Here is a 19,154-nt window from a genome sequence, read left to right as displayed (position 1 = left end):
CACCGGCCGCACGGGGTGCCGACCGGCCGACGGCGGGGCACCGGCCGTACGGAGTGCCGACCGGCCGACGGCGGGGCACCGGCCGCACGGAGTGGCGACCGGCCCACGGCGGGGCACCGGCCGCACGGAGTGAGACCGGTGCCTCCGCGCTCACATCTGGTGCACCTCCAGCGCCGCCCGGACCCCCGACTCCACCGCCCCCTCGATCCACGACGGCTTCACCGACGTATGGTCCCCGGCGAACCGGAGAGGCCCTTCCGGCGCCCGGATCGCGGCGAGGAGTTCCGTGTGCTGGCCGGGGAGCAGCACGGACGCCTCGCCGTACGCGTACGGGTCACGCAGCCAGCTCTGGGTGCGCCCGGCGCCTGTGTAGAAGACCTCGATGCGTTGCCCGTAGACCTGTTGGAGGCCCCGCAGGGCGTGCGGATAGCGGGCGTCCTCGTCGAGGGAGTCCCAGCGTGAGGCGTCGTCGGCCCAGCTGTAGGAGGCGAGGACGACTCCGCCCTTGCTGCCGGCAACCGGGTGGGACGGGTTGATCATGAAGCGGTTGGAGTTGTCGGAGACGGAGCCTCCGCCGACGATGTGCGCCGCCTCGGGCTGATTCCGGGTGGCCCAGCGGTTGGCCGCGTAGTGGACGCGCTGGCCGGGGGTGATGTGGCCCGGTGGGACCGAGGGGTGCACGCCCAGCAGGCTTCCGTCGTCGGGTGCCTTGCCCGCGCGGTACTCCTCGTACAGGCCGGGGCGTACCGCGTCGAGCTCCCGTTTCCAGTCGGCCTCGGTGAATTCCCACCAGCGGCGGCTGAATTCGAGCAGCACCTTGGTCGCGCTGTCGTAGTGCAGCTCGGCGACGGCCCGGCGCTTGCCGTACGACATGAGCGGGCTGACCTGAACCTGCCGCAGCCCGGAGAACGGCACGGTGACGATCGCGAGGTCGCCGGTGAACTGCTCGCGCACCACCTTGCCGTCGCGCCCCTCGGAGACCGTGTCGATCCACACGTGCGGGCCGCCGGCGTGGACGTGTGAGGTGTCGTCGGTGCCGTGCCGGGCCGGGTCCCAGTACTCGATGTGGGTCGCGCGCCGGTCCGGGCGCAGTACGTCGCGCACCTTGCCCAGCAGCGCGTCCGGGAGCGTCGCGGTGCCGCCCACCAGCTCCCAGAACGCGGTGTCCGGGCTGATCAGCGACTGGCTGATGAAGCTGTGCACAAAGGACAGGGGCAGTCGTGAGGTGAGGTTCTCCAGGGTGCCGACGAGGTCGAGGGTGCGCTCGTCGAAGCCGGCCTCCTCGGTCAGGAACCGGTACATCGACCAGTCGCCGTACTTCTGGATCACCCGGGCCCAGCCCCGAACCCGCTCGGGCATCGGTTTGTCGACCCGCTTGCCGTCGGCGCCCGCCGTGCTGAACTCGTCGCGTACGGGGTCCAGGGCCCGGCGCAGGATCGTCGAAGAGGGCGTGTCCCAGTGCTTGCGGGGCACGCCGAAGGACCGGTTGATCCTGCGCGGAGACCTCGCGTAGTCGGAGCGGCGTACGCGGATGCCGTTGACGTGCAACCAGGCGTGGTTGACCGGTTTACCCTCGCCGTCGACGTCGACGAGGTAGAAGGGCCGTCGCTTGACGCCGAGACCGTCGATCAGGCTCATCACCAGGGGATGGCTGCCGGGGATCCGCATGGCCCCGGCCTCCGCGTACTGCCGGGGATCGGCGAACGGCTGCGCCGCCTGCTCGTGGCCGCCGGTGCGGAACGTCTTGATGCGGCCGCCGACCCGGTTGCCGTTGGCCTCCAGCAGCGTCACGTGGTGTCCGGCCCGCTTCAGCAGCCAGGCGGCCACGAGACCGGCCGGCCCCGCGCCGACCACGAGGACCTTCTTGCCGGTCTTGTTGCGGACTCGCGGTAAGCCGGAGTCGAGGATCTTCTTGTACCCGGGCACCAGCGGGTGGTCGGCGTTGTCGACCACCAGGAGGGCACGGGCGACCGCGAGGCACGTCTTCCAGTCGGCGGTGGATCTGGGCGGGCAGGGCGCGAGAGGGGGAGCGGCGGGCGCGGCGGCGGCATCGGTCGCGGTCAGACCGAGTGCGGCGGCGGTCGCGGTCGTACCCGCGGCGGTCGTGAACTGCCGCCGGGAGAAGGACCGATGATGCGTTGGGGACGAGGACGTACGGAGATCATCCATACGTCCTGGATAAGGCGCTCCGGCCCTTCCCCGATAGGCCGATCAACGCCGACCACCTGATCGTGTAAGCGTGACGGGGCGCGGTCGTGGTGGTGATCAGCGCCTGAGCGGGCGCGGCGCTCCGGCACCTCCGCGGCGCACCACCACACGACCCCCTACCGGAGGTTTAGGGACTCAGCTCTTCGCCGCCGCGCACTCCGCGCACGTACCGAAGATCTCCACCGTGTGCGCCACGTTGACGAAGCCGTGCTCCGCCGCGATCGCCTCCGCCCACGTCTCGACGGCCGGGCCCTCGACCTCGACGGCCTTGCCGCAGACGCGGCAGACGAGGTGGTGGTGGTGCTCGCCGGTGGAGCAGCGGCGGTAGACGGACTCGCCCTCGGTGGTGCGCAGGACGTCGACCTCGCCCGCGTCGGCGAGGGACTGCAGCGTGCGGTAGACCGTGGTGAGCCCGACCGAGTCGCCTTTGTGCTTGAGCATGTCGTGGAGCTCCTGCGCACTGCGGAACTCGTCCACCTCGTCGAGCGCCGCCGCCACGGCGGCCCGCTGCCGGGTGGAACGGCCCCGTACGGTCGATCCAGCGGTTGTCACCGTTGCCTCCTCGCGTCTGACCTTGCCCGGCCATTGTGCCAGTCCGGGCTGTGCGCGGTCAGGCGCCGACCTTTGTCCCGGGGCCGCGCGTGGCCGGAATCGCGCACTCGACGGGATCCCCGGCCTCCTGCGCGGCGGCCCGGGTCCTGCGCCGCGCCAGTGGCGTCGCCAGCGCCGTGAGCAGGATGAACACGCCGATGGCCAGCAGCACGATGGTCGCGCCGGGCGGCACGTCCTGGTAGTACGAGGTCACCGTGCCGCTGATGGTCACGCTCACCCCGATCGCCACCGCGATGGCGAAGGTGGCGGCGAAGCTCCGGCTGAGCTGCTGCGCGGCCGCGACCGGGACCACCATCAGGGCAGACACCAGCAGCAGTCCGACGACCCGCATGGCCACGGTCACCGTGACCGCCGCGGTGACGGCGGTGAGCAGGTTCAGGGCGCGTACCGGCAGCCCGGTCACTCGCGCGAACTCCTCGTCCTGGCTCACCGCGAACAGCTGCCGCCGCAGGCCGAGGGTGACGAGGACGACGAAGGCCGCCAGCAGACAGATCGCCGTCACGTCCTCCTGCGAGACCGTGGAGAGCGAGCCGAAGAGGTACGACATCAGGTTGGCGTTGCTTCCGCCGGGCGCGAGGTTGATCAGCATCACGCCGCCCGCCATACCGCCGTAGAAGAGCATCGCCAGGGCGATGTCGCCGCGCGTCTTGCCGTACCAGCGGATCAGCTCCATGAGGACGGCGCCGAGGACGGACACGGCGGTCGCCATCCACACCGGCGAGGTGGACAGCAGGAAGCCGAGGCCGACCCCCGTCATCGCCACATGGCCGATTCCGTCGCCCATGAGGGCCTGGCGGCGCTGCACGAGGTAGATCCCGACGGCGGGCGCGGTGATGCCCACGAGCACGGCGGCGAGCAGGGCCCGCTGCATGAAGGCGTAATTGAGGATGTCCATCAGCTCAGCAGTCCCGTCCGGATCGGTTCGGCGTCGTGAGCCGCGTGCGGGTGTACGTGGTCGTGGCCGGGCAGCGCGTGCTGGCCGACCGCCTGCGGGGGCGGACCGTCGTGCAGCACGCAGCCGTCGCGCAGGACGACCGCGCGGTCGATCAGCGGCTCCAGGGGGCCCAGCTCGTGCAGGACGAGCAGGACGGAGGCGCCCTGGGCGACCTGTTCGCGCAGGGTGGCGGCGAGGATCTCCTGGCTGGCGAGGTCGACGCCCGCCATCGGCTCGTCCATGATCAGCAGCTCGGGTTCCGAGGCGAGGGCGCGGGCTATCAGGACGCGCTGGTGCTGGCCGCCGGAGAGGGCGTTCACGGAGTCCTTGGCGCGGTCCGCCATCCCGACGAGCTCCAGGGCACGCCGTACGGCCGCACGGTCGGTCTTGCCGAGGACCCCGAAGCGGGAGCGGGAGAGCCGGCCCGACGCCACGATCTCGTTCACCGTCGCGGGCACGCCGCCGGCCGCGGTCGTGCGCTGGGGGACGTACCCCACCCGCTTCCAGTCGCGGAAGCGGCGCCGCGGGGTGCCGAAGATCTCGATCTCGCCGCCGCTGACCGGTACCTGGCCGATGACCGCGCGCACGGCGGTCGACTTGCCCGAGCCGTTGGCGCCGAGCAGCGCGACGACCTCACCGCGCTGCACGGTGAGGTCGATTCCGCGCAGGACCGGGCGCGAGCCCAGCTCGGCGGTCACGCCGCGCAGGGATATGACGGGCTCGCTCACGGGATCCTCCACGGTGATCACTTGGTGCCGAGAGCCTTCTGGAGCGCCTTCAGGTTCGACTCCATGACCTGCAGGTAGTCGCTGCCCCTGGACTTGTCGGTGATGCCCTCGATCGGGTCGAGGACGTCGGTCTTCAGGCTGGCGTCCGCGGCGATGGTCTTGGCCGTCTTGTCGCTCACGAGCGTCTCGTAGAACACCGTTGTGACACCGTCGGCCTTCGCCATCTTCTCAAGCGCCTTGACGCGGTTCGCGCTGGGCTCCGACTCCGGGTCCAGGCCGTTGATGGCCTCCTCGGTGAGGCCGTAGGTCTCGGCGAGGTAGCCGAAGGCGGCGTGGGTGGTGATGAAGACCTTGGTTTTGGTGTGCGCCAGCCCGTCCTTGTACTGGGTGTTGAGGCCGTCCAGCTTCTTGACCAGGGTTTCGGTGTTCTTCTTGTAGTCGGCCGCGTGCTTCGGGTCGGCCTTCTCCAGGGCCTTGCCGACGCCGTTCGCGACCTCGGCGTAGCGCACCGGGTCGAGCCAGATGTGCGGGTCGGTGCCGCCGGTCTCGGAGCCCTGGGAGGAGTCGTGCGCCGCCGCGTGCCCGCCGACCTCGTTGCCGTGCTTCTCCAGCGTGGTCAGCGACGCGGCGTCGATCTTGGCCTTGACCTGGGACTGCGCCACGGCGTCGTCGACGGCCGGCTGCAGGTTCTTGAGGTAGACGACGATGTCCGCCTCCTGGAGCTGCGCGGTCTGCTTGGCGCTGATCTCCAGGTCGTGCGGCTCCTGGCCGGGCTGGGTCAGATTCGTGACGTTCACATGCGGCCCGCCGATCTGCTCGGCGAGATACTGCATGGGGTAGAACGACGCCACCACGTCGAGCTTCCCGCTGCTCTTGCTGTCGGCCGCGGACGAGTCCGAGCAGGCGGAGAGGGTGCCGAGACCGAGGGCGGTGGCCGCCGCGACCGCGGACCCGGATATGAGGCGTCGTCGTACGTTCATGACAGTCATTTTCAACAAAAATGGAAACGGTTGTCAACTAAGGTTTGGGAGCCCAACCGATTTGATACATGGGTGGGCCGCGCCGGTAACCTGAAGCATTCGCTGCCGTCCGTTCGTAATGAAGAGAGCACCGTGGCCGCCGACAAGATCGACACCATCGTCAGCCTGAGCAAGCGCCGTGGCTTCGTTTTCCCCTGTAGTGAGATCTACGGAGGACAGAAGGCCGCCTGGGACTACGGCCCGCTCGGCGTCGAGCTCAAGGAGAACATCAAGCGCCAGTGGTGGCGCTACATGGTCACCTCCCGTGAAGACGTCGTCGGTCTCGACTCGTCGGTGATCCTGGCCACCGAGGTCTGGGTCGCCTCCGGCCACGTCGCCACCTTCTCCGACCCGCTCACCGAGTGCACCTCCTGCCACAAGCGCTACCGCGCCGACCACCTGGAGGAGGCCTACGAGGCGAAGCACCACCGCCTCCCGGAGAACGGCCTCGCGGACATCAACTGCCCCAACTGCGGCAACAAGGGCCAGTTCACCGAGCCCAAGCAGTTCTCGGGCCTGCTCTCCACGCACCTCGGCCCCACGCAGGACAGCGGCTCCGTCGCCTACCTGCGCCCCGAGACCGCGCAGGGCATCTTCACCAACTTCGCCCAGGTGCAGACCACCTCGCGCCGCAAGCCGCCGTTCGGCATCGGGCAGATGGGCAAGTCCTTCCGCAACGAGATCACGCCCGGCAACTTCATCTTCCGCACCCGCGAGTTCGAGCAGATGGAGATGGAGTTCTTCGTCAAGCCGGGCGAGGACGAGAAGTGGCAGGAGTACTGGATGCAGGAGCGCTGGAACTGGTACACCGGCCTGGGCCTGCGCGAGGAGAACATGCGCTGGTACGAGCACCCGGCCGAGAAGCTCTCCCACTACTCCAAGCGCACCGCCGACATCGAGTACCGCTTCCAGTTCGGCGGCAACGAGTGGGGTGAGCTCGAGGGCGTCGCCAACCGCACCGACTACGACCTCACGGCCCACTCCAAGGCCTCCGGCCAGGACCTCTCCTACTTCGACCAGGAGGCCGGCGAGCGCTGGACTCCGTACGTCATCGAGCCCGCCGCCGGTGTCGGCCGCGCGATGCTGGCCTTCCTCCTCGACGCCTACGTCGAGGACGAGGCCCCCAACGCCAAGGGCAAGATGGAGAAGCGCACGGTGCTGCGCCTCGACCCGCGCCTTTCGCCGGTCAAGGTCGCGGTGCTTCCCCTTTCGAGGAACCCGGAGCTGTCGCCCAAGGCCAAGGGACTGGCCACCGCCCTGCGCCAGCACTGGAACATCGAGTTCGACGACGCCGGCGCCATCGGCCGCCGCTACCGCCGCCAGGACGAGATCGGCACGCCGTTCTGCGTGACGGTCGACTTCGACACGCTCGACGACAACGCGGTCACCGTGCGCGAGCGCGACTCGATGAAGCAGGAGCGCGTGTCGCTGGACCAGATCGAGGGGTACCTGGCCGCGCGTCTCATCGGCTGCTGACCTCGGTTTTCGTGCACTGAGCCCCCGATTCCCCTCATGGGAACCGGGGGCTCAGCGCATCCCCCGAACGCGACGTCTCCGGCTACCGCCGCTACGACGCCAGGCCCTGGTCGACCTGATCCGGGTCAGGACCCTGGCCGACGCCGGGGCGCCGCCGGCCCGCATACCCACGTGATCGAGGCGTCGCGAGCCTGGCAACGGTTGTTGGTGCTGCTCAACGTCCCTGCAGTGCTTTGACGTTGTCGCCGAACGTCCAGTTCTTCGAGCCGTCCCAGTTGATCGACCAGGTCATCAGGCCCTTGAGGCTCGTGCCGTAGTGCTGCCAGGCCTGGGAGACGAGACTCGGTGACATATAGCCGCCGCCGGCCCCCGACTGTGCCGGGAGGCCTGGCACCTGCTTGTCGTACGGCACCTTGATCGTCGTACCCTGCACGACCAGGCCCTTGTTGAGACAGTCGGTCTGGGCGGTGAAGCCCTGGACGGTTCCCGCGGAGTAGGAGTCGCCGGAGCAGCCGTACATGCTGCCGTTGTAGTACTGCATGTTCAGCCACCACAGCCGGCCGTTGTCCGCGTACTTCTTGATGATCGGCAGATACGCGCCCCAGATCGAGCCGTACGTGATGCTGCCGCCCGTGACGTACGCGGTCTCCGGTGCCATGGTGAGCCCGAAGTTGGACGGCATCTGTGCCAGCACTCCGTCGATGATGCGGACCAAGTTGGCCTGCGAAGTGGAGAGTTGGGCGATATTTCCGCTGCCGACGAGGCCCGTCTCGATGTCGATGTCGATGCCGTCGAAGTTGTACTTCTTCAGGATCGGCACGATCGTCGAGACGAAGCGGTCGGCGACGGTGGACGAACTGAGGTCGATTCCGGCCGCCGCGCCGCCGATGGACAGCAGGATGGTCCGCCCGGACGCCTAGGCCGCGCACATCTCGGCGGGGGTCGCGACCTTCACGCCCGTGTCCATGCCGTCCTGCCACAGCGCGGTGCCGTCCGAGCGGATGACGGGGAACGCCGCGTTGATCACGTTGTAGCCGTGCGCGGGGATACGGGAGTCGGTGATCGGCGTCCACCCGAAGGGCGGATGCACGCCGTTGGACGAGCCGTCCCAGTTCTCCCAGTACCCCTGGAGAACCTTCCCGGACGGGCGGGACTTCACGGCGCAGGTGTCGGCGGCGGAGGCGCTGGGGGCGCCGGCGATGGCCAGTGGGGCGAGGACGGCTGCCGTCAGCGCGACGGCGAGCAGGCGCAGCTTGCGACGGATCATGCGAAGCCTCCCGGTGGGGGTGCGGTGAGGTGTCGTAGACATGACAGTCGCGCGGTCCAGACCTTTCGTCAATAGGTCTGGACCAAAGGGAGGGTGAGGGCTGCGAGCGGAGGCCGAGGACCAGGCGCTCGGTGGAAGCCGGTCGCCGCCCTGCCTACGCGGCCGTCGGGTCCACCGTCGCCTGGTGCGCCTCCGCCAGGTGTTCCTCCGCCTTCAGCCACGGCAGGAACTGCGCGCCCTTGCGCCAGCCGCAGGTGTCGCATCTGATCGTGCGCTGTACGCCTGCCCGCTGTACATGGACGACGTGTTCGCGGCCGTGCTGGTCCCAGCGGCTTACCTTGCTCGTGTTGATCTGCAGCATGACACCTCCAGGTGTTACCGCTCCGCTTGTGCGGCAAGGAGTTTGCGCAGCAAGGAGTGTGCAGCATGGCGAAGATCAACGGGGATTCTTCGGCGGCGAGTTGGGCTCCCGGATGTGAGGGTCGGGCGCCCTGCTCCGCGTCGTCCGCCCTCACGATCCGTCGCATCGGACCGATCAGCGTCTCGCGCTCCGTCCCCGTCGGCGCGTCGAGGCGGCTGGTCGGGCGTGCCACCGTCGGCCGGCTCGTGTCGAGGCGGCTGATCGGGCGGGTCGCCGACGGCCGGCTGCCCAGCGCGACCCGGGTGCCCCCGGCCGAACTCGCGTCGGGGCAGCGGATCGTGGACGAGGCGGCGGCCGCCGCGGGTCGTGACCCGCGGTCGATCCGCCGCCGCTCCAACCTGACCGGACTCGCCCCGGCCGGTCAACTCGCCGAACCGACCCTCACGCAGGGAGCGAGCGCCTGTCTGCTCGCCTCCGACGACGCGTCCACCCTCGCGCGATTCGCCCATGAAGTCCCCGCGTGAGTATGGGAGTTGGTGTCCCACGAGCGGGCTAACTGATCGTGCGTGGCAGGCGCAGGCTCAGCGCCGTTGTGAGGGCCACGCCCGCGAGCTGGACGAGCAGTGTCACCACGAGCGCGTCCCGCATGCCGTGGCCCGGGACCAGGGCCAGGAACAGGGAGCCCAGGGTGGCGACGCCGAGGGCCAGGGCGGCCTGCTGAGTGGTGATCATGACGCCGCTGCCGACGCCGGCCCGGGCGGGCTGGACCTCGGAGAGGATGATCCGGAAGATGACGGGGAGCTGGAGAGCCTGGCCCGCGCCCGCCACCGCCGCGCCGGGCAGCAGTTCCCACACGCCCACGTCCGGCCAGGACCGCCACGCGATCACCACCAGCAGGGCCACGCCCACCGCCTGGATCAGCCCGCCGAACGTGACGACCCGAGTGCCGTACCGGGCGACCAGCCGGGGACCGCAGAGAGAGACGGCGAAGAAGGCGACCGCCATCGGCGCGAGGGCCATGCCCGCGGGCACCGGGCCCAGGCCCGCGCCCCGCTGCAACGCCACCGCGATCACGAACATGAACCCGCTGAAGCCGATCGAGAACGGCACGATCATCACCAGACCCCGGCGCAGCGACGTCAGTGCGAAGAGGCTCGGCGGGACCAGGGGCGTACGGCCGCGGCGGTCCTCCCTGCGTTCGACGAAGTAGAACGCCGCCGCCGCGAGGGGGAACAGGGCCAGCGACAGCCACGTCCACAGCGGCCAGCCCGCCGCCCTGCCCTCCGTGAGCGGGGCCAGCAGGGCCAGCAGGGAGATCGCGAGCAGCACCGTGCCGGGGGCGTCGATCGGCTCCGGGTGATGGGAGCGCGTCTCCGGGACGGCACGCGCGGCCAGGATCAGGCCGAGGATGACGACGGGCACGTTCACGAGGAACACCGAGCGCCAGCCGGTGCCCGCGATGTCCGCGGCGACCAGGACGCCGCCGAGGATCTGCCCGGCCACCATGGACAGGCCGGCCGTCGCGCCGTACAGGCCCATGGCCCTGGCGCGGCGCGGCCCGGCGGTCGCCGACTGGATGGTGGCGAGGACCTGCGGCAGCATCGCCGCGGACGCCGCGCCCTGCGCGACGCGCGCCGCCACCAGCGTCCAGGCGGTGGGGGCGAGCCCGCACGCCAGCGAGGTCAGGCCGAAGGCCGCCATGCCGCCGAGGAAGAACCGACGCCGGCCGAAGAGGTCGCCGAGGCGTCCGCCCAGCACGAGGAGAACGGCGTACGCGACTCCGTAGCCGGCGACGACCAGTTCGAGGACGGCCTCGCTCGCGTTCAGGTCATGGCCGATGGTCGGCAGGGCTACGTTGACGATGAAGAAGTCGATGAGAGGCAGTGCCGCACCGAGCAGCACGGTGAAGAGTCCGAGGCCGCCGAGCACGGGTGGGGCGGCGGAGGAGCGGACAGGGGTCGTGATGGTTCCGGTATCGGTCACGTCGTCCAGCCTTCTCCTGACCTCAGGCTGGTACCAGAGTCTTACTATCCTGGTAGAACCAGTACCTGGAAACAGGTTCCGGAGAGCGGCAGGCTGGAGGCATGACGACGATGGTGCGGGAGACGACCACGGGCCATGCCCCCTACGCCCAGGACCTACCCGCCTCGCGCGGCAGCGAGATCCGGCGGCACGAACTCGCCGCCTTCCTGCGCAGCCGCCGCGAACGGATCCCGCCGGAGCAGGTCGGACTGCCGCGTGGCCGCCGCCGGCGCACCCCGGGACTGCGCCGCGAGGAGGTCGCGCAGCTCTCCGCCGTGGGCGTCACCTGGTACACCTGGCTCGAACAGGCCCGTGACATCCAGGTCTCCGAGCAGGTCCTCGACGCCCTCGCCCGCACGCTGCTGCTCGACTCGAGCGAGCGCGCCCACCTCTTCCAGCTGGCCGGGGCCGTCGACCCCTCGCCCGCCGCGACCTGCCCCACCATCACGCCGGCGCTGCGCCAGATGCTGGCCCAGCTGGAGCCCGTCCCGGCCTGCATCCAGAACAGCCGGTACGACATCCTCGCGTACAACCGCACCTACGGCCGTCTGATGGGCAACCTCGACGCCGTACCGCCCCAGGACCGCAACTGCATGATCCTCGTCTACACCAACGACGAATGGCGCCGCTCGATCGTGCTCCTGGAGGAGACCATGCGCCTGATGGCCGCCAAGCTGCGCGCCTCGATGGCCGGACACCTCGGCGAGCCCGCCTGGAAGATGCTGATCAAGCGGCTGACGGCGGAATCGGAGGAATTCCGCGAGGCCTGGGAGCGGTACGAGGTGGTCGGCGCCCGCAGCAAGACCAAGCAGTTCCTCAACGCCTACGTCGGCCTGCTCACCCTCGACCACACCGATCTGTGGCTGACCCCCGACGTGGGCGCCCGCATGGTGACGTACGCCCCCGCCGACGAGGAGTCCCGCGAACGACTCGAGCAGCTGCACGCCTTCGCCCTGACCGCCGAAGCCGAGGCGGAGGCCGCCTAGGCCTGGGGCGGGTTCGGTGTGATGCAGTTGGAGCGGGCGGCGGGGGCCCGGCGGGACGAGGCTCTCGCGGTACTGCGCCAAGCGGTCCAGGACGGCGTCAACCACCTCGACACCGCGCAGTTCTACGGCACCGGCACCTGCAACGGCCTCATCCGCGAGGCCCTCGCCCCCTACCCGACGACCTCGTCCTCGTCACCAAGGTGGGCGCCGACCGGGACACGCGGGGCGCGCTCGTCCCCGCGCAACGGCCCAAGCAGCTGCGCGCCCAGGTCGAGGCCAACCTCACGGCCCTCGGAGTCGAGCGGCTCGACGCGGTCAACCTGCGGCGCCTCGACGCTCCGCCCGGCCTGATCGCCGAGGGCGACCAGGGTCGATCTCGACAGCCAGCTCGCCGAACTGACCGCGCTGCGGGACACGGGCAAGGTCGGCGGCATCGGGCTCAGCAACGTCTCCGCCGAACAGCTCCGACAGGCGGTGCCCGTAGGTGTCGCCTGCGTCCAGAACGCCTACGGCGTCCTCGACCGGTCCGCCGAGCCGGTGCTCGACCTGTGCCGCGAGCACGGCATCGCGTGGGTGCCGTTCTTCCCGCTCGGTTCGGCGTTCCCGGGGCGGCGCAAGGCGACCGACGACCCCACCGTCCTCGCCGTCGCCGGCGATCTCGCGGCGACCGCGGTGCAGGTCGCACTCGCCTGGCTGCCGGCGCGGTACGACGGCACACCGCTCATCCCGGGAACGGCCGGCGCGGCTCATCTGGCCGAGAACCTCGCGGCGGGAAGCGTCCGCCTGCCCCCGCAGGCCGTCGCGGCACTGGACCAGCTCACCGTGACCGGCGGCTGATCAGACGCGTACGCCCGCCTGGGCCGGCCGGCTCGTCAGGCCCGTACGGCCGCCGAGGTCGGCAGGATCAAGCCCCTACGCCCGCGGCTTCCCGTATCTCCGTCGACTCCAGGCGCTCGGCCGTGCGCTCGGCCGTCTTGCGTGCCCAGTGTCCGCTGGTCAGGGCGCCCAGGATCAGGACCGCGAAGCCGCATCCGGCGATGATCCACCAACCGGGGCGGGAGGCGGAGACGAAGGTGTCCTTGTAGGCCGAGGCCCGCACCCCGGAGGCCAGGACCGCGCCGACCACGGCGACTCCGAGGGTGCCGCCGATCTGGCGGCTGGTGGAGGCGATGGCGGCGGCGACACCGGCCTGGGTGCGAGGCATGCCGGATACGGCGGTGTTGGTGATGGGGGCGTTCACGAAGCCGAATCCGATGCCGAAGAGGACGTACCCGATGACGAGCGTGACGTTCGACGTCTCGGCCTCGAAGGCGGCGAACAGCACCCCGCTCGCGGTCGTCGCGACGCCCGCGATCAGCAGGGACAGCCGCGGCCCCCGGTTGCCGACCAGCCGTCCCGACGCCGGCGCGCACACGAAGCACATCGCCGCCATCGGCAGCATCCACAGGCCCGCGTGCAGCGCGTCCAGACCGCGCACGTTCTGCAGATACAGCGTCGACAGGAACAGGAAGCCGCTGAGCGCCGCGAAAGCGCTGACGGCGATGACCGTGGCCCCGCTGAACGGAGCCGAGCGGAAGAAGCGCAGGTCGATGAGGGGTTCGGCGCGCCGGGGCTCGTACCACAGCAGGCCCAGCAGCGCGGCGAGGGCGACCCCGCCGAAGGCGAGGGTCTTCGGGGCGCTGGAGCTGGGCGCCTCGATGATCGCGTACGTCAGTGAGCCGAGCAGCGCGATGACCAGGAACTGGCCGATCGGGTCGGGTCGGCGGGCCTTGGGTGCGCGGGACTCGGGGACGTAGCGCAGGGTGAGCAGGAGCGCCGCGACGCCGACCGGGAGGTTGATCCAGAAGATCGACCGCCAGCCGACCGAGTCCACGAGAAGCCCCCCGACCAGCGGCCCGGCGGCCATGGATATGCCGACCACACCACCCCACGCGCCGATCGCGCGGGCGCGCTCGCGCGGGTGCGTGAACGTGTTGGTGATGATCGACATCGCCACCGGGTTCAGCATCGAACCGCCGACCGCCTGCACCATGCGGAAGGCGACGAGCGAGGTGAGGTTCGGGGCGAGGGAGCACAGGACCGAGCCGATCGTGAACAGGACCAGGCCCGCCATGAAGACCTTGCGCCGCCCGATGCGGTCGGCGGTCGAGCCCGCGAGCATCAGCAGCGAGGCCAGTACCAGCGTGTACGCGTCGATCGTCCACTGCAGGCCCGCCACACTCGCGTGCAGGTCCTTCTGCATCGAGGGCAGGGCGACGTTGAGAACCGTGTTGTCGAGGCTCACGATCAGCAGACTCATACAGCAGATCGCGAGCACCAGCATGCGGTGTCGGTGGCTGAGCTCGGGCATTGTTCCAATGTACGCCGCCTTCAATAGTGCGGCTAACTAATGACTGTTACACGATCTTTTGTCTCACACTCCGGAAGGGGCCCGTGGCATGGCCGTGGTGACACGGGGGCCGTACGTGACACAGGGGCCGTACGGGCACACGCCGGCGTACGCGACAATGGGGGAATGTCCACGACCGTCCTCGCTCCCGCGTCCCCGCTGTCGATCGGCCCCCACACGGTGCAGCCGCCCGTCGTCCTCGCCCCGATGGCCGGGATCACGAACGCGCCGTTCCGCACGCTGTGCCGCGAGTTCAGCGGTGGCAAGGGCCTGTTCGTCAGCGAGATGATCACCACGCGGGCGCTGGTCGAGCGCAACGAGAAGACCATGCAGCTGATCCACTTCGACGCGAGCGAGCAGCCGCGCTCGATCCAGCTGTACGGCGTCGACCCGGCGACCGTCGGCAAGGCCGTCCGCATGATCGCGGAGGAGAACCTCGCCGACCACATCGACCTGAACTTCGGCTGCCCGGTCCCGAAGGTGACCCGCAAGGGCGGTGGCTCCGCCCTCCCGTACAAGCGCCACCTGCTGCGGGCGATCCTCCGCGAGGCCGTCAGCGGCGCCGGTGACCTCCCCGTCACCATGAAGATGCGCAAGGGCATCGACGACGACCACATCACCTTTCTCGACGCCGGCCGGATCGCGGTCGAGGAGGGCGTGACGGCGATCGCCCTGCACGGCCGTACCGCCGCCCAGCACTACGGCGGCACGGCGGACTGGGACGCCATCGCGCGCCTGAAGGACCATGTGCCGGAGATCCCCGTCCTCGGCAACGGAGACATCTGGTCGGCCGAGGACGCGCTGCGGATGGTTCGGGAGACCGGGTGCGACGGGGTCGTGGTCGGGCGCGGCTGCCTCGGCCGTCCGTGGCTCTTCGCCGACCTGGTGGCCGCCTTCGAGGGCCGTACGGACACCTACGCCCGCCCGACGCTCCGCGAGGTCGCGGCCGTCATGGTCCGCCATGCCACCCTGCTCGGTGAGTGGATCGGCGACGAGGCGCGCGGTGTCATCGACTTCCGCAAGCACGTCGCCTGGTACCTGAAGGGCTTCGCGGTCGGCTCCGAGATGCGCAAGCGCCTCGCGATCACGTCGTCCCTCGCTGAACTCGCCGACGGCTTGGCCGAGTTGGACCTCGACCAGCCGTGGCCCCTCGGCGCCGACGGACCCCGCGGCCGTACCTCCGGCAACAACAGGGTCGTCCTGCCGGACGGTTGGCTGAAGGACCCGTACGACTGCGCGGGCGTGAGCGAGGACGCGGAACTGGACACGTCGGGGGGCTAGGGCCCAGCGGGACCCCGCAGGCGCCGGGCTCGCTGAACCACCCCGACGCCGGCCCCGGCGAGGTCAAGCACCCCCCACAGCGGTGAGCAGAGCCAACGGTGCCGCCGCAGAGCGAGACTCCCGCACGCACGCATGCGGATAAGGAACCGGCTCGCCATGGGTGTCGCGCCCGTATCCCGCGAGCACCTCGGGGAGGCGATGCCCGGCGGCCGTGGCCGCGTCGACCAGCGCGTGCGCGACCGTACGGGCCTCATCGTGCAGCCCGTAGCGCGCGAGCCCCAGCGTGATCAGCGCGTTGTCATGCGGCCACACCGAACCGCGGTGGTACGACAGCGGGTGATACGCCGGCTGGTCCGCGGCCAGCGTCCGCACGCCCCAGCCGGAGAAGAAGTCCGGCTCGAGAAGACGGCGGCCGACCAGCTCGCCGTACTCCTTGTCGAGCAGACCCGACCACAGCAGGTGGCCCGCGTCGGAGGCGAGGGCGTCGACATGCCGGCCGTCACCGTCCAACGCCAGCGCGGGGAAGGCGTGTTCGGCCATCCAGAAGTCCCGCTGGAAGCGGTCGCGCAGATCACCGGCGGCCTGTTCGAGGAGAGCCGCGTAGACCTCGTCGTCCCAGACCGTGCGGGCCAGGTGCGCCGTGCGGCGCAGGGCGTCGTACGCGTACCCCTGCGCGCCCGCCGCCATCACCGGGCCGCTGGGACGGCTGCCGTCGGAGCAGCAGATCGCGCCGGGGGAGTCCTTCCAGTTCTGGTTGGCGAGGCCGCCGCCGTCCGCGCGGTAGACGAGATAGCCGCGCGAGGTCAGCCCGCCGTGGTCCAGCATCCAGCCGATCGCCGCGCGGGCGTTGGCCTCCAGACGGCGGGCCAGGGTCACATCACCGGTCTGTTCCGTGTACGCGCCGAGCAGCACCAGGAACAACGGTGTCGCGTCCACCGAACCGTAGTAACGCCCGTACGGCACCTGTCCGAAGTGCGCCAGCTCGCCGTGCCGCACCTCGTGCACGATCTTGCCGGGCTGGGCCACCGCCCCGGCGCCCGTCTCCGTCGCCTGGGTCGCGGCGAGCGCCGGCAGCGTGGCGGCGGCGAGCCGGGGGCGGTAGGGGAGCGCGAAGAGGGAGGTCAGCAGCGCGTCGCGGCCCAGGAGCGTGAGGAACCAGGGGACTCCGGCCGCGGGGACGCGCAGCTCCTCGCCGTCCGGGCCCGTCGCCGGGACCTGCAGCACCGCCAGGTCCGACAGGCCCCGCGCGCAGGCCGCGGCCAGCTCCGGCCAGCCCGTCGGGAAGGGCACGCCCTCCGCGAACTCTCCCTCCAAAGCGAGGAGTTGCTCATTGGCGGCGGCGGGGGAGAGCGGTACGCGGGGCTCGTGTGCCGCGCCGTGCGGACGCGCCGCGACCCGCAGCGACAGCTCCGCCGAACCGTGCGGTGCCAGATCGAGGGTCCATACGAGGCGACGCGCGCCCGTGCCCGTCTCCTCGACGGCGTCCGGTGCGGGCTCGGAGGTGACCGTCGTACAGGACCGCCACTCGCCGCGCCGGTAGGTGAACTCCACGCCGTCGGGGAGGACTTGACGCTGTCGGACCACGCCCGTCTTGGCGTACGTACGGTAGTCGGAGCGCAGCTCGAACTGATCCGTGAAGTCGGCGTCCGCGGTGACCGCGATGCGGACCGTGGTGGGCGTGGGACAGTTGCTGGTGACCCGCAGCGCCTCGACGAACCCGCCCTCGGCGACCGCCTGTTCGCGGAAGAGCGTGTACCCGGGCGGCTCGGTGCGGCCGCCGCGCGGCACCAGCACACAGCGCGCCGTGTCGCCGTCCGCGACCGGCGTGAGCGCCTCGGGCACCGCGCCGTCGACCGTCAGCTGCCAGCGGCTGAGGTGCCGGGCGTCCCGTACGAATAACCCGTCCGGGGAGCTGCCGCCCCGCACACCGCTGATGTCCCCGCCGTCGCCCACGGCGGCGAACGTCCCACCGTGCACGAGCAGATGATGCCGCTCCGTCATCCCCGGTCCCCTCCCTTGGCGCCCGTCTCGAATGCGCTGTGTGCCGCCGCACTGCGTGCCGTTGTGCGGTGTCCCGTTGTGCTGTGTCCCGTTGCGCTGTGTGCCTTGTCGAACGCGAAGTGCCCCGGGTGGGACACGATCCGGTCCGCCTGGTCCGCCCCCGAGGGGCCGTGCAGCAGATCCAGCGTCAGCGCGGCCGTCCAGCTGAAGCCGAGTGCTCCGCAGGCCTCGCCGGTGTACGGGTCCACGTACTCCGCGAACCGGGACTCCCCGGCCGTGTCGAGCAGTGAGGCCCGCAGCCCGTCCGCGCGGGCGTGCTCCCCGTGCAGCCGCAGCCCGCGCTCCAGCAGCCAGTTGGTGTTGAACCAGGCCGGCCCCCGCCAGTACCGGTGCGGATCGAACGCGTCCCCGGTGAGGTCGTAGCTCGGCACGAGCCGGGTGTCCCCGCCGAGCCCGAAGTGCGGGCCGCCCACGGTCCGCACGAGGGCGGAGGCGATCTCGCGGGGCAGCGCGGGGAGAATGAGCGGGATCAGCCCGGCGACACTGCGCTCGGGAATCAGCGCACCGCTCGGAGAGCGCCGCTCTGTCGCGCGAGCACTGCTCCGCGAGCGCTGCTCCAGTCCAAGAGCACTGCTCCGCGAGCGCCGCTCCGATCCGAGGTCACTGCTCCGCGAGCACCGCTCCGATTCGAGAGCACTGCTCTCGCCGCCTCGGCCCACATTCCCCCCGTACACGTCCCGGCAGAAGAACATCCCCTCCGCCGGGTCCCAGAGCCGGTCCACCAGTGCCGCCGTGAGGCGTTCCGCGCGGGCCTGGCGGGCGGTGCCGGTGGCCCCCAGTTCGCGGGCGATCTGGGCCAGGGCGTGTTCGGAGGCGATGAGCAGCGCGTTGAACGCGGGGTCCTCGACCGCGAACTCGCCGCCCCTGTCGGCGTACTGGCGCTCCCGGTAGTCGGTGGCGAGGCGCACGTACCGCCCGTAGTCGAGGTCCGTGGGCCGGTCCTCGGGGGCGCCGTGGTCGAGGTCGGCGCGGCGGAAGGAGCGGGCCGGGGCGGGGGTGACACGGCTCAGCGGGGCGTCCCAGCAGGGGCTGTTGTCCATGCCCTGCTCCCAGGGGTGGACCACGGACGCGAGGTCCCCGCCGCCCAGGTCCCGGCGGTGCAGGAGATAGCGGTGCCAGGCCGCCAGGCGGGGATAGACCCGGGGGAGGAAGGCGCGGGCGCGCGACAGGGCCGGGTCCGCCTGGTGCACCAGCCACGCGGCGAGCGCGTGCACCGGTGGCTGCACGATGCCCGAGGTCTGTACGGTGCGCGGTGCGCCCGCGCCGCGCCCGGCGGTCGAGGAGCGCCAGAAGTCGGGGCTCGGGAAGTATGCGTCGAGCGGTACGGAGGGGTTGAACACGATGTGCGGGATCCGCCCGTCCGCCCACTGTCCGCCGAGCAGCGTCTCCAGCTCCGTCTGTGCCCGCAGGGGCGACAGATGGCGCAGCCCGATCGCGATGAACGCGGAGTCCCACGACCACTGGTGCGGGTACAGACCGCGCGAGGGCACCGTGGACGTCCCCGTCCAGTTGTCGTTCAGCACCTGGGCTGCACCGATACGCAGGGAAACCGTGGGGTCGGCGGGATCGTATACAAGTGATCCGGAACGGGTGATCTCGCCCGGACCGGGCGTCGGGGGCGGGCCGGGGGTGTGCACGGGAGTGCCGGAGGTGCGCACGGGGTTGGTGATGCCCGTGCGCAGGGCGGTGAGCTGGGTTGTGCTGTCCACTCAGGTCTCCCCGAAGACGTCCGGCCGACCAGTTCGGCAGTAGCTACCGTAGGGTTACGTCTATTTAACACGCAAAACTCAATATGTAATGCAGAGTTGAG

16 protein-coding genes and 2 pseudogenes are annotated in these 19,154 nt (G+C 70.7%); 6 read left to right on the top strand and 12 right to left on the bottom strand.

Annotated features, from left to right (window positions below):
* Nucleotides 1-150: 150 nt before the first annotated feature.
* The 5 genes from AB0D27_RS28050 to AB0D27_RS28030 form a co-directional block, all read right to left on the bottom strand.
* Nucleotides 151-2,169, bottom strand: a complete 2,019-nt coding sequence (locus tag AB0D27_RS28050) for an FAD-dependent oxidoreductase (RefSeq protein WP_362514290.1) — start codon at nucleotides 2,167-2,169, stop codon at nucleotides 151-153.
* Nucleotides 2,170-2,343: 174 nt separating this feature from the next.
* A complete protein-coding gene (locus tag AB0D27_RS28045; RefSeq protein ID WP_362514287.1) occupies nucleotides 2,344-2,760 on the bottom strand; it encodes a transcriptional repressor in 417 nt (138 codons plus the stop codon).
* Nucleotides 2,761-2,818: 58 nt separating this feature from the next.
* Entirely contained in the window at nucleotides 2,819-3,715 is an 897-nt protein-coding gene (locus AB0D27_RS28040) for a metal ABC transporter permease (RefSeq protein WP_362514284.1), read from the bottom strand.
* On the bottom strand, nucleotides 3,715-4,482 hold the full coding sequence (locus AB0D27_RS28035; RefSeq protein WP_362514281.1) for a metal ABC transporter ATP-binding protein: 768 nt from the start codon (nucleotides 4,480-4,482) through the stop codon (nucleotides 3,715-3,717). Before AB0D27_RS28035 ends, AB0D27_RS28040 begins: the two co-directional genes overlap by 1 nt.
* A 17-nt stretch (nucleotides 4,483-4,499) precedes the next feature.
* Entirely contained in the window at nucleotides 4,500-5,462 is a 963-nt protein-coding gene (locus tag AB0D27_RS28030; RefSeq protein WP_362514278.1) for a metal ABC transporter substrate-binding protein, read from the bottom strand.
* Nucleotides 5,463-5,594: 132 nt separating this feature from the next.
* On the opposite strand from AB0D27_RS28030, the gene AB0D27_RS28025 reads away from it, so the two are divergent.
* Nucleotides 5,595-6,977, top strand: coding sequence for a glycine--tRNA ligase (locus AB0D27_RS28025; protein ID WP_362514275.1), 1,383 nt, complete (start codon nucleotides 5,595-5,597; stop codon nucleotides 6,975-6,977).
* A 214-nt stretch (nucleotides 6,978-7,191) separates the two neighbouring features.
* Here the strand turns inward: AB0D27_RS28025 and AB0D27_RS28020 are convergent.
* Both AB0D27_RS28020 and AB0D27_RS28015 read right to left on the bottom strand, forming a co-directional pair.
* Nucleotides 7,192-8,244: pseudogene (locus AB0D27_RS28020) on the bottom strand (chitinase).
* A 154-nt stretch (nucleotides 8,245-8,398) separates the two neighbouring features.
* On the bottom strand, nucleotides 8,399-8,605 hold the full coding sequence (locus AB0D27_RS28015; protein WP_362514272.1) for a hypothetical protein: 207 nt from the start codon (nucleotides 8,603-8,605) through the stop codon (nucleotides 8,399-8,401).
* A gap of 65 nt (nucleotides 8,606-8,670) precedes the next feature.
* Between AB0D27_RS28015 and AB0D27_RS28010 the strand changes: the two genes are divergently transcribed.
* The gene (locus AB0D27_RS28010; RefSeq protein WP_362514269.1) at nucleotides 8,671-9,129 is read left to right on the top strand and encodes a hypothetical protein; all 459 of its coding nucleotides are present in this window, start codon (nucleotides 8,671-8,673) and stop codon (nucleotides 9,127-9,129) included.
* A gap of 28 nt (nucleotides 9,130-9,157) precedes the next feature.
* Here the strand turns inward: AB0D27_RS28010 and AB0D27_RS28005 are convergent, their stop codons facing one another.
* On the bottom strand, nucleotides 9,158-10,588 hold the full coding sequence (locus AB0D27_RS28005) for an MFS transporter (RefSeq protein ID WP_362514266.1): 1,431 nt from the start codon (nucleotides 10,586-10,588) through the stop codon (nucleotides 9,158-9,160).
* 110 nt (nucleotides 10,589-10,698) lie between these two features.
* Between AB0D27_RS28005 and AB0D27_RS28000 the strand changes: the two genes are divergently transcribed.
* Nucleotides 10,699-11,613, top strand: a complete 915-nt coding sequence (locus tag AB0D27_RS28000) for a helix-turn-helix transcriptional regulator (protein WP_362514337.1) — start codon at nucleotides 10,699-10,701, stop codon at nucleotides 11,611-11,613.
* A gap of 21 nt (nucleotides 11,614-11,634) precedes the next feature.
* Nucleotides 11,635-11,772 (top strand): annotated as a pseudogene (locus AB0D27_RS27995) (aldo/keto reductase); the annotation flags it as partial.
* An 11-nt stretch (nucleotides 11,773-11,783) separates the two neighbouring features.
* Here the strand turns inward: AB0D27_RS27995 and AB0D27_RS27990 are convergent.
* Entirely contained in the window at nucleotides 11,784-12,047 is a 264-nt protein-coding gene (locus AB0D27_RS27990) for a hypothetical protein (RefSeq protein ID WP_362514346.1), read from the bottom strand.
* On the opposite strand from AB0D27_RS27990, the gene AB0D27_RS27985 reads away from it, so the two are divergent.
* On the top strand, nucleotides 12,010-12,450 hold the full coding sequence (locus AB0D27_RS27985; protein WP_362514334.1) for an aldo/keto reductase: 441 nt from the start codon (nucleotides 12,010-12,012) through the stop codon (nucleotides 12,448-12,450). The two genes, AB0D27_RS27990 and AB0D27_RS27985, sit on opposite strands and share 38 nt — an antisense overlap.
* 67 nt (nucleotides 12,451-12,517) lie before the next feature.
* Here the strand turns inward: AB0D27_RS27985 and AB0D27_RS27980 are convergent, their stop codons facing one another.
* Nucleotides 12,518-13,963 (bottom strand): MFS transporter, encoded by a 1,446-nt coding sequence (locus AB0D27_RS27980; protein WP_362514263.1) that lies wholly within the window; start codon nucleotides 13,961-13,963, stop codon nucleotides 12,518-12,520.
* Nucleotides 13,964-14,128: 165 nt separating this feature from the next.
* Between AB0D27_RS27980 and dusB the strand changes: the two genes are divergently transcribed.
* Nucleotides 14,129-15,283 carry a tRNA dihydrouridine synthase DusB gene (dusB, locus tag AB0D27_RS27975; RefSeq protein ID WP_362514261.1) on the top strand — a complete coding sequence of 385 codons (1,155 nt, stop codon included), beginning with the start codon at nucleotides 14,129-14,131 and terminating at the stop codon, nucleotides 15,281-15,283.
* A 63-nt stretch (nucleotides 15,284-15,346) separates the two neighbouring features.
* On the opposite strand, the gene AB0D27_RS27970 is transcribed toward dusB, so the two are convergent.
* Both AB0D27_RS27970 and AB0D27_RS27965 read right to left on the bottom strand, forming a co-directional pair.
* Nucleotides 15,347-17,284, bottom strand: a complete 1,938-nt coding sequence (locus tag AB0D27_RS27970; protein WP_362514258.1) for a glycogen debranching N-terminal domain-containing protein — start codon at nucleotides 17,282-17,284, stop codon at nucleotides 15,347-15,349.
* Nucleotides 17,281-18,888, bottom strand: coding sequence for a hypothetical protein (locus AB0D27_RS27965; protein ID WP_362514332.1), 1,608 nt, complete (start codon nucleotides 18,886-18,888; stop codon nucleotides 17,281-17,283). Before AB0D27_RS27965 ends, AB0D27_RS27970 begins: the two co-directional genes overlap by 4 nt.
* Nucleotides 18,889-19,154 lie beyond the last annotated feature (266 nt).

Source organism: Streptomyces sp. NPDC048415 (genome assembly GCF_040651675.1).
Classification (GTDB): Bacteria; Actinomycetota; Actinomycetes; order Streptomycetales; family Streptomycetaceae; genus Streptomyces.
Note: the sequence above shows the minus strand (reverse complement) of the source record. Positions and strands in the feature narration are given on the sequence as shown.

Coding starts and splice junctions, on each gene's coding strand:
- AB0D27_RS27980 (WP_362514263.1), bottom strand. CDS start 13,963: ATGCCCGAGCTCAGCCACCGACACCGCATGCTGGTGCTCGCGATCTGC.
- AB0D27_RS28015 (WP_362514272.1), bottom strand. CDS start 8,605: ATGCTGCAGATCAACACGAGCAAGGTAAGCCGCTGGGACCAGCACGGC.
- AB0D27_RS28000 (WP_362514337.1), top strand. CDS start 10,699: ATGGTGCGGGAGACGACCACGGGCCATGCCCCCTACGCCCAGGACCTA.
- dusB (WP_362514261.1), top strand. CDS start 14,129: ATGTCCACGACCGTCCTCGCTCCCGCGTCCCCGCTGTCGATCGGCCCC.
- AB0D27_RS27990 (WP_362514346.1), bottom strand. CDS start 12,047: ATGCCGCCGACCTTGCCCGTGTCCCGCAGCGCGGTCAGTTCGGCGAGC.
- AB0D27_RS27970 (WP_362514258.1), bottom strand. CDS start 17,284: ATGACGGAGCGGCATCATCTGCTCGTGCACGGTGGGACGTTCGCCGCC.
- AB0D27_RS28040 (WP_362514284.1), bottom strand. CDS start 3,715: ATGGACATCCTCAATTACGCCTTCATGCAGCGGGCCCTGCTCGCCGCC.
- AB0D27_RS28050 (WP_362514290.1), bottom strand. CDS start 2,169: ATGGATGATCTCCGTACGTCCTCGTCCCCAACGCATCATCGGTCCTTC.
- AB0D27_RS28030 (WP_362514278.1), bottom strand. CDS start 5,462: ATGAACGTACGACGACGCCTCATATCCGGGTCCGCGGTCGCGGCGGCC.
- AB0D27_RS28010 (WP_362514269.1), top strand. CDS start 8,671: ATGGCGAAGATCAACGGGGATTCTTCGGCGGCGAGTTGGGCTCCCGGA.